The sequence below is a fragment of the Anaerostipes hominis (ex Lee et al. 2021) genome (genome assembly GCF_002270485.1).
Classification (GTDB): domain Bacteria; phylum Bacillota; class Clostridia; order Lachnospirales; family Lachnospiraceae; genus Anaerostipes; species Anaerostipes hominis.
Genome location: NZ_NQOG01000018.1, coordinates 1 through 13,778 on the forward strand (window position 1 = coordinate 1; position 13,778 = coordinate 13,778).

Here is a 13,778-nt window from a genome sequence, read left to right on the forward strand (position 1 = left end):
CAAGTTTTACTGCCTGTACTTTGTATTCATGGTCATATTTACGTGCCACTTTGAATACCTCCTTATTCTCTTGGTTTTATTATGAAATCCTTGAGAATAAACTGTCAACTTTTTTTATACCACACCATCTTGACATATCCTTGACAATGACCGTTGCCACGTTTCCGGCTTCAATTTCCGCAATCATACGGTTAAAATTTGGTCTGTCAAACGTCACTCCCGATACTCCATCGTCAATGAAGAAAACGGGATTGGAAAAGCCGTTGTCCGCCGCATATTTGGAAAGGACTGCTTTCTGGTTCACAATGCTGTTGCTGTCGCCCTCTAACGTATCTTCCTGCGAAAGACGGGCGTATAATGCTGTTGTCTGTCCGGGCTTATTTGTATTTGCTGTCATGTGTTCATTCCTCCTGTAATGAACGCCCGACAAACAGTAGTGCTGTACTTATTATACATCGCCTATCCCTGTTTGTCATTGGGCGTTTTGACGGTTTCCGATTTTATGAGCCGTATCATCTTATCCCGTAGCCGTTCCGAGCCGCCGCAGGAGGTAGACACTTCATAGTATGTGCCGCCGATTTTGTAGCAGACGGTTTCCTCTGTCGGTTTCCTGTTCTGCGGTACAAATTCACTGTCCTTGATTTCAATATCCCATTCCATTCTTTTCCCTTCCCTTCCGTATTTATTAAAGTGAGAAGTTTCGGAGCAAGCATAGGAAAAGGGTACCCTTTTCCGTAAATCTGCCCGTTTTCGCCTGCGTCTTGCGGACAGATTCTGCTTGTTGGGAAGAATCCCAAACCCTCTTGAAAATCCTCTCACTACCTACAACACCGCACAGAGCGAAAATGACGGAGTTTTGAGAGAAATTTTTCAAAAAGTTTTCCTTATGCCCTACTACGGGAAAGTTTGGAAAATGCCAAATGAAAACAAAATTTTTATGAGTTGAAAGAAAATTTTTAATGCGGTAGAGTTTACAAAAGAGGACAGAAAAAGCGAGGAAAAAAATCTTATCTTCGGGTATGATTTTCACGAGGAGGTTAAAAATGGAGTGGTTGAAAAATTTAAGCAATGCTATAGAGTATATAGAGGAAAATCTTGATAAAGAAATTTCTGTAGACACCGCCGCCAGTATCGCGTGTTGCTCAACCTATTACTTTCAACGTATGTTTTCCTATGTTGCGGGTATCTCATTGGCAGAATATATCCGTAAGCGCAGGATGTCACAGGCGGCTTTTGAATTGCAGAGGACAGACAGAAAGGTAATAGATATTGCGCTAAAATATGGGTACAATTCCCCGACATCGTTTAACCGGGCATTTCAAAACGTTCATGGAATTGCACCGGCTGCGGCTAAGAATAATGGAATTACCCTAAATTCATACCCACCCATAAGGTTCTCTGTAGCAGTTACAGGAGGAGATGCTATGCCATACCACATTGAGGAAAAATGTCCTATGCGTATGATTGGGGTTCGGATGCCTTTAGTTGATGATGTAGAAGTCAATATGCAGAATATTCCCGGATTCTGGAAACAGACATTATACACAGAGCATTTTAAACAATTATGCAGTTTTCACCAAAATGAACCAAAGGGTATTTTAGGCGTTACAGCATATCAAGACCCGGACAATATTTTTTACTATATCGCGGTTTCAACGGATACCGCTGTTCCTTATGGAATGGCAGAATTTGAAATCCCGGCAGCAACATGGGTTGTTTTTGAAAACACCGGACGTTTTAAAGAAAATGTGCAGAGCGTATTCCGGCGTTTTTACTCTGAATGGCTTCCGTTTTCGGGATATGAATATGCAGGGCTTCCCGATATTGAAGTATATCCGATTGTTGCAGAAGCGCCAGTCTGCGGTCATTCGGAAGTATGGATTGCAATAAAGAAGTAGAAGGAGAGAGAAATGTATCATTTAAGGTTAAAGGGCGAACATTACCAAATGGGAGTAAAAAGAGGATTGATTTTTCAAAAAGCAAAAATGGCTTTCCCACTTCACCTTGACAAGTTTCAGATAGAACATGGAAAAGCAAGTGAAAAAATTCTAAAAGAGTTTTTCCCTGAAGTATGCGAAGAAATACTGGGAATCAGCGATACGATGGGAATAGATTATTTACCATTTGCTTCATGGATGCTGTGTATGGGGTGCTGTATGTATAATTTAGAAGAAAACATACCTGTTGAAATCCGTGGATGCACAGCATTTGCTTTTTCAAAAAATGGCAGAATCATATATGGGCGAAATAATGATTTGCCGCCATATCTGCGCGACGGGAGCAAGAGCGAAATCTATGCTCCGGCAGACGGAAACCGCTTTAACATTACCACATCTTCGTTTGTCAATGGAGAAGAGGGGCTGAACGAGCATGGGTTAGCTGTTGCCATGACGTTTGTTATGACTGGGCTTGAAAAAATACAGGCGGGATTTAACTCGTGTTTTGTTGTTCGGTATTTACTTGAAAAAGCGGACAGCACGGAAGCGGCAATTTCTTTGCTTATGCCATTACCGATTGCTTCAAACTGTAATATCCTGCTTGCAGATAGAAGCGGCAATATGGTAGTTGTTGAGTGTACTCCTACTGCTAAAAGAATCAGAAAACCAGAGATGTTTAAAAATGGCAAAATTGTTTGCACAGTAAACAGTTTTACCTCTGATGAAATGAAACAATATGATGATGCGAATGGAAATGATTATGATTCTGCAAAACGTTATGGAGTAGTTATGGACAGCTTTTCGCATTGCATTACGGATGATGTCATTGAAACAACCAAACTGCTTTTAAAAGGGGAATATGGATTTATGTGTCAGTATGACAATGAGCCGGATTTTGAAACGGTCTGGAGTTCCATATTTGATTTAAGAAGTCTGGTTATTTTCCGGGCAGAGGGTGACCCAAGAAAGAAAAAATTTATTGCCGATAGCAGACTGCATGATATTGTATCAGAAAAATAAAAAATCTGTTTTCACATACCTGCCACACAATGGTATTGCCATAAATGGCAAAAGAAAAAAAGCCGTTGTCAGCAGGAGTATTAGTGCGCTTCCATTCTTTTGTGGCAGTATTTGAGAAATCAAAACCGCCATTTCTTTATATCTCCAATAGGGCTGTGCTATTTCTTACAATGATAGCGGCGGATAGAGGTAACCACTATGAAACATGCACTATATATACAGAATCCCACAATCTTTAAGCTGTTAAAAAAATCTCGTCCACCGCCGGGGAGTATTTTGCTTATGAATATGAACTGTCAATTCATTTAATATGTTATCATAACTCTATGTTGTATCAGATACCCATGCAATTTATCCTGCATGGGATTTTTTTGTCCTTTTATATAGGGAGAAAGGTAGGTAATATGAAATACTCTGAACAATTTATAGAGCATATCTAATATGCTTTTAGCGGATTCTGTAAAATTGTCCTGTGCCATGAAGCAATTAACGCTGGCGGGATTTGAAGCGGAAAGAAGCAAAGGAAATATCCCTTAACTATCTGATGTCGGAAAGATTTTTTGAACCGTCTGCTATGGATAGTTACTTTGAAAAGCTGGACAAGCCGACCGCATTTCTTGTGTTTGGGAAAGAAATTATCGTTGATAATGAACAGTTAGCGACGGCATTGTCAAGATTACCGAAATTACGGCGTGAAGTCCTGTTGCTTTATTACTTTGTCGGCTATCGTGATGAAGCAATCGGCAGACTGTACGGGCGTTGCAGAAGCACGATAAACAGCAGGCGAAATATTGCGCTTAAACAGTTACGAAAAGAATGGGAGAAACTGGAACATGAGAAACAAAAAACTGATACCTTTTGAAATAATCGAAAAAGCGGTTGCCGGAGAACCGGAAGCAGTAGACGCAGTATTACGGTATTACACAGGATACATCAAGTATCTGTCTATGTATAAGGGACATATCAATGACGACACGCAGGACAGGCTAAAGGCAAAACTGGTTGAAGCTATATTGAAATTTCGCTTCGACCGTTAGGAAGTAGCAAAGACAGGAAAAGCTGTCAAGAGGACGAAATCAGTAAACTGCTTTCGCCCTCAATTTATTATGGGGGTTGTTACGCAATAGGAGTTATTTTGTCCTTGATTTATGCGGATTTGCGAGTGTTAAAATGACGGGGCAAAGGTTTTATATGTCTGCCCTCAAAAACGGCTTTCTATGGCGTAACAAAAAAGCAGAGAACCGACCACTAAAGAAAGTGATATATTCTCTGCTTTTGTTTGCACCCTGTCTGTCAGCGTTATGGATAAGTTGTTATAATACTTCCTTATCACTATTAACCCTTGTATCATGGGGCTTTGCGGGCGCGGTTTTGACCGGGCAAGGGAAATTAACCCCACAAAAACACCGTCCTACCGCGTGACACCCCCCCCATCGGCAAGCAGACTGTCGAGCTGCCGCCGCCCGGTAGATTTTTCCGTTTCCTCATTTGGGAAAAAGAACTGGTCCACCGACACATCTAAAAAGGTGACAAGCTCATAAAAGATTTGTAGGCTTGGGTGCTGTCCGCTGTTCTCAATGGACGCGATATAGCGCGGCGCAATGTTCAGTCTGTCCGTTAACTGGTTGCGCGAGATACCCTTTGCCTTTCGTGCTTCTTTTATGGCTTGCCCGAAAGCCTTAAAATCATACTTCACTTTGTCCTGCTTCATATTTTTCACCCTACTACATTTTACCGTTCACCTTTCCTTTTTGAATATGATTACACATATCATAGTGCTGATTAGAATAGAACATGGTATTTGCAGGTAATATGTTGATATTTTGAGGTCAAACATTTATAATGATACATAGAAAGTTTCGATTAGAGGTGATTAACATTTTAAATATTACCCGTTATGCAATTAAAAATGAATGTCTTATTCCGTGGGTGAAATTTTTTTGGCACATTGAAGCCGCGAATGCAGACATACACTATAAACTTCTTCCAACGGATTGTATTGATGTTATATTGAATTTGGCTGATGATGTGGTATATGAAACAGAATGTAATAAAATAATAGCACCCCCTTTTCATATCAATGGACTACGTAGCAAGTACAGTTTTATCCATCAAGAAAAAACCATTAGTATTTTTGGTATATCATTTTATCCTCATGGGCTATATCCCTTTGTGCATAAATCACTTAAGGAAGTTCAAAACAAAGTGGTTGATCTAAATGGGCTTTCATACAGTTTAGGAGAAAAGTTAAAAAAAGCAGTCAGTAATGATACTACTGAAAAAATAATAGCTGAAATCGAAAATACTTTGATTCAGGAGTTATCTATAAAGCAAGATTTTGTGGATAAAGCACAGCTAATATCAGATTTTATAACAATTAGCGATGATATATCTATCAAATCCTTTTGTTATGAACGGTCAATAAACATAAAAACTTTTGAGAGAATGTTTTTAAATTATACGGGCTATACTCCGAAAATTTTGCGTCGTATAAAACGTTTCCAGAATACATGTAATCAATTAGTACATCAACATATTAGTTTAACCGATATTACTTACGATAATAATTTTACTGACCAATCATATTTTATAAAAGAGTTTACACGATTTTCGGGAACAGCACCACGCACCTTTCAGACAGAGAAAGCTACTGTAAAAGAGAATGTTAAATACAAATACCTATGACCAGTCGATTTTCTACTATATCTCTTGTTTTATTTCATGTAGACTATGAAAAAAACAGGAGGTATTTTTTATGTCTATTACAACGGAAATCGTAACAATGAAAGCTTCACAGGAGGTAACAAAAGACAGCTTCATCAGCATTGTGGACTCGCTTGAAAAGGACTATCATTCAAAGCAACAGGGTTTTATTGACACGGAGCTTCTCTACAACGAAGAAAACAGGGAATGGACTATGATACAGCATTGGGCTTCAATGGAAGAACTCAAGGCTGCTTCTGATAAAATGTTTCAAGATGAGGGAGCAGCCCCTTTTGTAAAAGCACTTGACGCTGCAAGTGTCAAAATGAGCATATTACCACAAATGAAAAAATGGGGATAAAAAAGTGAAAAAGTTTGAATATCAAATTGAAAAGGTAACAGGGCATTGTTCATGTGGATATAAGGTAGGGGACGTATTTCAATGTGAGGGTATGAATACTCCCTGTACTCCATTTTGTGGAGGTGCTTACATGGCTTTGTTTCCTATTCAAGTCGCCCTACACAATGGAGCTACCTTTAATTTTGAAGAAAACCCAAAGTCAAAAGGAAATTTGGCTTGTCCTGATAATGGGTATGTTGTTTTCAAAGTTACTCTGATTGAGGACTAGTTATTTAAGTGAAAATTTGAAACGGAATACAACGGAACGCCCAAACAAAATAAAGCGAGCCTAACGGCGGTTTTGACATAACAATCAAAGCCGCCGTTTTCTTTTTCAAAAATAGGAATATGGAGGGTGTGTTAAAGTCGCCCTTGTTTAAGGATACGGCGGTATCAAGGGGGTATCGCCATGATGCTTTTGTATCGACATAATCCGACAACATTTTTATCAGAAAAAGCCCGCCCACCGCCACGGAATATTCCGGCTTCATAGATGATTACACACATCATTATAATACTGTTTATATTTCATTACTCCTTCTTCTGTTATCTGATATATAGAAACTTATTAGTTTGTGGCGGTAATTGGTGATATTAGGGAGTCGAGAAAATTAGGATCAAGAATTACTTTAAGAGATGAATTTCAAGGGCTTTTATCACACGGAAAAAATCTTGTAAATATTGTTCAGGAAATAAAAATGAGACTGTATCCTGTAGAAATTCGGTTTGGTATTGGTATATAACGACAGAGATAAATACGGATATGGCATTGGGAGCAGATGGACCGGCATATTATTATGCCAGAAATGCAATAAATCTGTTAAAAGAAAACGAAAAGAAAAATAAGAAAGTGATTTCAGATATATATATTGAAGCCGAAAATAAAAAAGAAGTGATGCTGATAAATACAATTTTTGAATTAATAAAGGTTATTGAACAAGATTGGACAGAAAAACAAAGAGTTATTATTTGTGATATGATTGAAAATAAAGATACACAGAAAAATATTGCTATACGCAATGGAGTTACACAGCCATCTGTTAATAAGATGTTATCGAAAGGAAATTATTACGTATATGATAAAGCAGTCAGAAGTACGAGTGAAGTGTTAGGAGAATATATAAGATAATGAAAGAATTATTATGACAATTTTAATTTCGGTAGATCAGTATTCAGCTGTAGGATTAGTTCTTACAGCAAAATCCATTGCTCGTTATGATAAAATATCTAAAGATCAGATATTTGCAGAATACTACTTGCTGGGTACTTTGTTGAGTGCAATATGTTCAATTGTTGTTGCGACTTTGATATAAGCAAAAGGTATTTTTGTTTACCTATGATATAGTATGATAAAATTTGGTTATGGAACAACCGTGTTACAGGGTGGTTTGACCTTCATACATTTGATCAGTCATTAGCTATGCATAGAAAAACCACCCTTGAGAACTTTGGCAAGTAATAGGGTGGATTTTCTGCCTTTATTATTAGGTCAAACCGCTTTGAACGGTTGTTCCTTTTTCGGCTTAAAATATACCACTAATTTGAAAGTTTGTAAAGAATTCATTTTTGATGAAGATGAAACACAATACCTTAATTGATCATATAAATCATGTTAGAAATATCTTCAGAAGCCATCTGAAACTTCGACTTTTCAATTAGGATGTTTGTCCCTGTCATAATATAGGAGGGCATCAGTCGTATATTTTTATAGTAAATTTCGCTGTGGCGCAGTTTGTATGTTGAAACAGCAGGAATTGCATTCCTTTTCGTTGTTTTTTTAGCGATCATGTTCATTGCTTTTTTTGCCACATCCCCCATCAGCATGACTACCTGGACATTAGGAAATAAGGACAGCTCCTTCTCAAGAAAGGGCAGGCTTTCTTCGATCATGCTTCTTTCAACGGAAGTGTGAGATTTTGGTTTCTTTACTGCATTTGTAATATAGATCCCCAAGTCCAGCAGCTCTTTTGCTGTTTTCACTGCTATCCCTGCGTTGTGGAAAAGAGAAATAGCGGCAGAAAGATATTCTCCCTCCTGTTTTCCATAAAAATCGTTATCAGGATCTTGGGGAACGACTTCATTAATAAGTACAGCTTTGATATTCTCCGGGACAACATCAACGTCATTGAAATAAAAATTACTGCCCGAAGCATCTATGGTTTGCAAACTTTTTTTTATATTCATAATCCCGCTCCTTTGTGATGGTTTAGAGCTTTTTCACACCGCTCTATGATTTCTTCTTTTAAGCTTATCGGGTGTACAATTTCAACATTCTCTCCGAAAGATAATAACATTTCGTACAGCCATTCGTTCCGGGGCAGCGACGCCTTTACAACAATCTGTTTATCGTTTTGTATTATCGCCTCTTCACTGAAAATATCTAAAACTCTATGCCCCATGTTCAGTGGAAAGCGAAGTTCTATTTCGCATAATACTTCCATATCCTCAGGCAGCGGCAAAATTCTTGAACTGTCATCAGAAATTTCATCAAACATAATTTCTGTGAGCTCTAGCTTTCTCATTCTTGAGATACGGAATAATCTGTAATCTTTTCTTTTGCAGCAAAATCCAAACAAATACCACGACCTGTCTTTATACAATAATTTTATCGGACGGCACCGCCTTTCACTGATATCTCCTTTGGAGTTATAATAACAAAATATAATTTCCTGTCTTTTTAAAACAGAGGTTTTCAGCAGAGAAAATATTTCGCTTTCTTTTTGAACGCAGGCTCCCCAGCGAGAAAAATCAATTTCAATCCAGTCTGTATTTGTCTGCTTAAAAAGAGCACGTAATTTTTCTAATGTACTTTCATGATCGGAATACCGGGCAGCGGATAAGCTTTGCAGACCGATTAAGATATCCTGAATATCAGACTCAGACAGCAAGGCTTTGCTGATTATAAAATCATCATACAGTTTAATACCGCCGTCCCTTCCGGCAGCGGCATATACTGGGATTCCTGCACTGCTCATTACATCAATATCGCGGTAAATGGTTCTCACAGATACTTCAAACTTTGAGGCCAGTTCAGGTGCAGTTGCCTGTCCTTTTTCCAACAGATAGTAAATAATTTTGAATAAGCGGCTTTCGTGCAATCGTTTCACCTCCTTGTCCCCTATTATATCAGAAAAACCCTGACAACGTGTGTCAGGATAAAAATGGATGTTGACAATATCAATGTCAGAGACTATAATAAATAAAAATGAGAAATGAAATGAGGTGTCTTGGTGTTACGGGTTTCTGGAATGAGCATTGCAGAAAAATAAAATATTGATCAGGAAGGACAGGTATGGATATGCCGGTCTGTCTTTTGTCAGCCTGCCTATAACTGCAGTCTGATCTGATATTTTGCCTTACGAACCCGTTTCATACGCTTTATATAGATGGAAAGAGATGTTGGAACATAGCTGTAATGCTGTGTTTTTTTATTATTTTAATTTAGACTTCTTTCGTCAGAAGATCACAGGGAATGTACCGGTTTCCGGGCAATGTATCTGTGATCTTTATTTTATTTCAAGAAAATGTAATTTTGATATTATAGGCATAATTCTGTCTTGACTGAGAAAGGAATCTATTATGAAAAATGAATCATTAAAGACATTAGGTTATTATCAGATATTAGAGCAGCTCAAAGACTATGCATTTTCTGCGGGTGCAAAGGAACGGATCGGCCGGATGCGGCCTTTACTGTCTGAACTGAAACTGAGGAAGTATATAAATGACACATCCCAGGCCAAAGGAATGGTGGAGGCGTATGGAACACCACCTCTTCCGGCCATGGACCATATGGATGAATATATTAAAAAAGCAGCTGCGGGGGCATTGCTCCTGCCGGAAGAACTGGAAGAATTGTGTATGTTTTTAAATTCTGTCGGACGGCTGAAGATCTACCTTGGAAAAGGGGAGGATGAAAAAATCAGCCTGGCCTTTTATAATCAGAATTTAGAATCCCTGGATGACTTGAAAGAAGAGATCAGGCGATGTATCAGGAATGGAAGAGTAGATGACTATGCATCACCGTACCTGAAAGACATCCGAAAGCAGATTGTTTTGCTCAGTGAGAAAATCGGAGAGAAAGCTGAAAAAGCACTGAAGGCAAATAAAGCTTATATAAGCGATGCATTTGTTGTGAAGAGAAACGGAAGGTATTGTATTCCTGTACGTAAAAAATGCAGAAATATGGTTTTGGGAAGCGCAGTTGACCAGTCTTCCACCGGTGCCACTATATTTGTGGAGCCTGCTTCGGTTGCAGGGCTCAGAGAGGAACTGGAACTTTATCAGATTGAGGAGGATTCGGAAGAAAGAAGAATCCTTTACAGCCTGACGAGCCTGGCAGCCCAGAACGAGGAAGCTTTGAAAGAAGATATTCGCGTGATCGAAAAGCTTGACTTTATATTTGCCAAGGGACGCCTGAGTCTTCACATGGATGCAGTTGAACCTGAAATCAATACAGAGCATTATATCAGGCTGAAGAAAGCCAGGCATCCAATGCTGTCAGGAGATACCTGCGTGCCATTAGACTTTGAAATAGGCAGAGAAAACCGTGGAGTCATCATAACAGGACCAAATACAGGAGGAAAAACGGTTGCAATTAAGACTGTCGCCTTAATGAGCGCGATGGCATGCTCCGGGCTTCATGTTCCCTGTGAGCGTGCAGAGATCTGCATGCAAAATGAAATCCTCTGTGATATTGGGGACGGACAGAATATTTCTGATAACCTGTCTACCTTTTCAGCCCACATCAAGAATGTTCTGGAAATATTAAAAAGAAGTCAGAAAGACAGTCTTGTAATATTGGATGAACTCGGTTCTGGGACCGACCCGGCGGAAGGGATGGGAATTGCTGTGGCGATCCTTGAAGAATTGAGGAACAGCGGGGCATTATTCCTGGTGACTACTCATTATCCGGAAGTAAAAGAATACGCTGACCGGTATCCGGAAGTGGTGAATGCAAGAATGGAGTTTGACAGGGAAACTCTGAAGCCCTTGTACCGGCTGAAGGTAGGCGAGGCGGGAGAGAGCTGCGCCCTCTACATTGCAAAGCGGCTTGGTTTCCCGGGGAAAATGCTCAGTGCTGCAGCCAGAGAGGCGTACGGAGATAAAAGCGAGGCTGTCATAGACAGTTTGCAGCTAACAGATACACAGGAGAGACTGCGGAGGGAAAAAGCCCCGTCCATTCAAAAGACAGAGAAGAAAAAGGAAACTAAAATAAGAAAATTTGTTACCGGGGACAGTGTGACAGTCCTGCCGGAAGGAGAGATCGGGATTGTAGTGAAGCCTGCCGATGAAAACGGTCAGGTGTTGGTACAGATTAAGAAAGAAAAGAAGTTCTGCAGCCATAAACGCCTGAAACTAAAAGTAGCAGCAACAGAACTATATCCCGAGGACTATGATTTTTCCATTATTTTTGATACAGTAGAAAACAGAAAGGCAAGACATAAAATGGGGAAAGGCTTTCGGGAGGGCCTGGTCATAAAGACAGACGAATAGAGAAAAGAACAGGAGGAATTGAGAATGACAGAGAAGGAAAAAGCGGCTTTGGGAATGCTTTATAATGCAAACTATGATACTGATTTAAAGGAAGAGAGACTTGATTGTCAGGAGCTGTGTGCAGAATATAACCGGCTAATGCCGAAGGAATTGGAAAAAAGGACAGAACTCATGAAGAGGATTCTGGGAAAAACAGAGGGAGAATTCACAGTGGAGCAGCCGTTTTTTTGTGACTACGGCTATAATATTGAAGTTGGTGAGAGGTGTTTTCTGAACTATAACTGTACTATTTTAGACGGAGCCAAAGTTACATTTGGACACGATGTCTTCGTTGCGCCTAATTGTTCCTTTTATACAGCGGGACACCCCTTTGATATTAAACAGAGAAATGAGGGGCTTGAATACGCTTATCCGATCCATATAGGCAGCAATGTCTGGATCGGAGGAAATGTGACAGTGCTTCCCGGGGTGTCTGTCGGTGACGGCACGGTTATTGCTGCCGGAAGTGTTGTGACCAAGGATCTGCCCGCCGGGGTGCTGGCGGCCGGAAATCCATGCAAAATTATTCGGATGCTGTCTGAATAACAGAAAGGAGAAGCGGCGGGAAATGTGGTGCATATGACAGGCCTTATATTACAGCTGGAATACAGTGCAAGGATCCTTCTTGCAGCAGTCTGCGGAGCCTGTATTGGTTATGAGCGGACCAACAGGCTGAAAACAGCAGGTATCAGGACTCATGTAATCGTATCATTGGCCGCCGCACTGATGATGATCATCTCCAAGTATGGATTCAGTGACATTCTCGCTGTCCACAACGTAGGACTGGATCCGTCAAGGATTGCGGCAGGTGTCGTAACCGCCATCGGTTTTCTGGGTGCAGGAATTATCTTTGTGCATAATCAGAGTGTCAGCGGACTGACCACAGCAGCGGGCATCTGGGCTACTGTAGGAGTCGGTATGTCCGTAGGAGGCGGGCAGTATTTGATCGGGATTTTCAGCACGATCCTTCTGATCATCGTACAGTGGGTCCTGCACAGGGATTTCAAATGGATCAGGACGCCTACGGTGGAAGTAATTACCCTGAAGCTGCCCAACGGTCCTGATGCCGTGAAGATGATCCAGGAAACGATCAGGGAGGAATCCATAGAGATCCTGAACATCTCAGTTCAGAAGATAGGGAATGAGAGCATCAAGGTCAGACTGGATGTGAAACTGACGGACAGCTTTGATATGTACGATGCGATCCAGCGGCTGCTTGAAAATGAAAATATTGAATCTATTGATATTTGAAGGAGAAAGGGCCGGAAAGGGATAAAAAGTCATTTTACAGGAGTATTTATCTGCTGATTGTCAGAAATTTATAAGAAATTTGAAGCTTTTTTTTCTATATTGTATGATACCCTAATAGAAAGAAAAGGGGGTGGTTTTATGAGAAACCATAGGAACAGGAAGCTTCGGGATGGAATATTTAACGGCGTCTTTATTTTTTATCTGGCATTTCTGCTGGAAAATATTCTGTTTAAATATGTACAGCCGTGGCAGCTATTTCAGCATGGAAGATACTTTTCAAGATCTTTAAATTTAGTTCCGTTTCGGCAAATCATTGGTTCTTCAGGAATCGGTGACCTGAATATTTATGGGAATATCATTTTATTTGTCCCGCTGGGAATTTATCTGATGTTCTTTATAAAAAGAAGAAAAGCGGTCAAAAGTCTGCTGGCAGTCTTTGGCATCAGTTTGTTCTTTGAAGCTTTTCAGTATGCAGCAGCCATCGGAGCCACAGATATTGACGATATTATTTTAAACTGTGCCGGAGGAATTTTGGGAGTTATATGCTATAAAGTTCTGCTTTTTGTCTGCATGGGAAAGGAAGAGAAGGCAAAGACTGTGATTGCCTGTATTGCGGCCGTGGTCGGAATGATCACCGCAGTTCTTACAGGCTTGCTTATTGCCTTTAATTAAGGCTTTACAAGATATAAAAGATATTTTATACTCTAAATAAGAAAAAGAAATGAGGTGTGGAAGGATGATGATTATTTCTTGCTAAAATTAAAACGGCATAAGATGAGAAGGAGGTTTCCTTCTGGTTTTATGCGCTCTGCAAGAAAGATCATCCGAACTGCTTCTATATAGATTGATATTAGTGTACGCTTGGCGTGAGTGATATTTTTGTATGCGAACCTGCGGGGAGAGTCTTTCCTGCGGGTTTTTTGTTTTGTTAAAGA

Annotated in this window: 15 protein-coding genes and 3 pseudogenes; 12 read left to right on the forward strand and 6 right to left on the reverse strand. The window is 39.9% G+C overall.

Features of this window, described 5'->3' with window-relative positions; translation table 11 throughout:
- Positions 1-127: 127 nt before the first annotated feature.
- Both CI597_RS13555 and CI597_RS13560 read right to left on the reverse strand, forming a co-directional pair.
- Positions 128-397, reverse strand: a pseudogene (locus CI597_RS13555) (recombinase family protein); the annotation flags it as partial.
- Between the two features lie 62 nt (positions 398-459).
- Entirely contained in the window at positions 460-660 is a 201-nt protein-coding gene (locus tag CI597_RS13560) for a hypothetical protein (RefSeq protein WP_051405269.1), read from the reverse strand.
- A gap of 383 nt (positions 661-1,043) precedes the next feature.
- Between CI597_RS13560 and CI597_RS13565 the strand changes: the two genes are divergently transcribed.
- From CI597_RS13565 to CI597_RS13580, 4 genes and pseudogenes are all read left to right on the forward strand, one after another.
- Positions 1,044-1,898 (forward strand): AraC family transcriptional regulator, encoded by an 855-nt coding sequence (locus CI597_RS13565; RefSeq protein ID WP_095142968.1) that lies wholly within the window; start codon positions 1,044-1,046, stop codon positions 1,896-1,898.
- Between the two features lie 12 nt (positions 1,899-1,910).
- A complete protein-coding gene (locus tag CI597_RS13570) occupies positions 1,911-2,957 on the forward strand; it encodes an acyl-CoA--6-aminopenicillanic acid acyl-transferase (RefSeq protein ID WP_024729382.1) in 1,047 nt (348 codons plus the stop codon).
- Between the two features lie 464 nt (positions 2,958-3,421).
- Positions 3,422-3,819: pseudogene (locus CI597_RS13575) on the forward strand (RNA polymerase sigma factor).
- Entirely contained in the window at positions 3,791-3,994 is a 204-nt protein-coding gene (locus CI597_RS13580) for a helix-turn-helix domain-containing protein (protein WP_024729383.1), read from the forward strand. The pseudogene CI597_RS13575 and the gene CI597_RS13580 overlap by 29 nt, the downstream one beginning before the upstream one ends.
- Before the next feature lie 374 nt (positions 3,995-4,368).
- Here CI597_RS13580 and CI597_RS13585 read toward each other — a convergent pair whose 3' ends face one another.
- Positions 4,369-4,668: a helix-turn-helix domain-containing protein gene (locus CI597_RS13585; protein ID WP_095142969.1), complete on the reverse strand. Its 300-nt coding sequence runs from the start codon at positions 4,666-4,668 to the stop codon at positions 4,369-4,371.
- Positions 4,669-4,826: 158 nt separating this feature from the next.
- Between CI597_RS13585 and CI597_RS13590 the strand changes: the two genes are divergently transcribed.
- The 3 genes from CI597_RS13590 to CI597_RS13600 all read left to right on the forward strand — a co-directional run bounded on the left by CI597_RS13590 (position 4,827) and on the right by CI597_RS13600 (position 6,289).
- The gene (locus tag CI597_RS13590; protein WP_235824641.1) at positions 4,827-5,642 is read left to right on the forward strand and encodes a helix-turn-helix domain-containing protein; all 816 of its coding nucleotides are present in this window, start codon (positions 4,827-4,829) and stop codon (positions 5,640-5,642) included.
- A 70-nt stretch (positions 5,643-5,712) separates the two neighbouring features.
- Positions 5,713-6,021 (forward strand): antibiotic biosynthesis monooxygenase, encoded by a 309-nt coding sequence (locus CI597_RS13595; RefSeq protein ID WP_024729386.1) that lies wholly within the window; start codon positions 5,713-5,715, stop codon positions 6,019-6,021.
- Between the two features lie 4 nt (positions 6,022-6,025).
- Positions 6,026-6,289 carry a TIGR04076 family protein gene (locus CI597_RS13600; RefSeq protein WP_081723931.1) on the forward strand — a complete coding sequence of 88 codons (264 nt, stop codon included), beginning with the start codon at positions 6,026-6,028 and terminating at the stop codon, positions 6,287-6,289.
- 4 nt (positions 6,290-6,293) lie between these two features.
- On the opposite strand, the gene CI597_RS17810 is transcribed toward CI597_RS13600, so the two are convergent.
- On the reverse strand, positions 6,294-6,551 hold the full coding sequence (locus tag CI597_RS17810; protein ID WP_143266089.1) for a hypothetical protein: 258 nt from the start codon (positions 6,549-6,551) through the stop codon (positions 6,294-6,296).
- Between the two features lie 84 nt (positions 6,552-6,635).
- Here CI597_RS17810 and CI597_RS13605 point away from each other — a divergent pair.
- Positions 6,636-7,189, forward strand: a pseudogene (locus CI597_RS13605) (SatD family protein).
- Positions 7,190-7,650: 461 nt separating this feature from the next.
- Here the strand turns inward: CI597_RS13605 and CI597_RS13610 are convergent.
- Together CI597_RS13610 and CI597_RS13615 are read right to left on the reverse strand one after the other, a co-directional pair.
- Entirely contained in the window at positions 7,651-8,244 is a 594-nt protein-coding gene (locus tag CI597_RS13610; RefSeq protein ID WP_024729387.1) for a uracil-DNA glycosylase family protein, read from the reverse strand.
- Positions 8,241-9,158: a helix-turn-helix transcriptional regulator gene (locus CI597_RS13615; RefSeq protein WP_024729388.1), complete on the reverse strand. Its 918-nt coding sequence runs from the start codon at positions 9,156-9,158 to the stop codon at positions 8,241-8,243. Before CI597_RS13615 ends, CI597_RS13610 begins: the two co-directional genes overlap by 4 nt.
- Positions 9,159-9,639: 481 nt before the next feature.
- On the opposite strand from CI597_RS13615, the gene CI597_RS13620 reads away from it, so the two are divergent.
- From CI597_RS13620 to CI597_RS13635, 4 genes are all read left to right on the forward strand, one after another.
- Positions 9,640-11,553: an endonuclease MutS2 gene (locus CI597_RS13620; protein WP_024729389.1), complete on the forward strand. Its 1,914-nt coding sequence runs from the start codon at positions 9,640-9,642 to the stop codon at positions 11,551-11,553.
- 24 nt (positions 11,554-11,577) lie between these two features.
- Complete coding sequence (locus CI597_RS13625; protein WP_024729390.1) at positions 11,578-12,138, forward strand: sugar O-acetyltransferase; 561 nt, start codon at positions 11,578-11,580, stop codon at positions 12,136-12,138.
- Between the two features lie 33 nt (positions 12,139-12,171).
- Positions 12,172-12,843: an MgtC/SapB family protein gene (locus tag CI597_RS13630; RefSeq protein ID WP_207727577.1), complete on the forward strand. Its 672-nt coding sequence runs from the start codon at positions 12,172-12,174 to the stop codon at positions 12,841-12,843.
- Positions 12,844-12,981: 138 nt separating this feature from the next.
- Positions 12,982-13,515: a VanZ family protein gene (locus CI597_RS13635; protein WP_024729392.1), complete on the forward strand. Its 534-nt coding sequence runs from the start codon at positions 12,982-12,984 to the stop codon at positions 13,513-13,515.
- Positions 13,516-13,778: the final 263 nt, after the last annotated feature.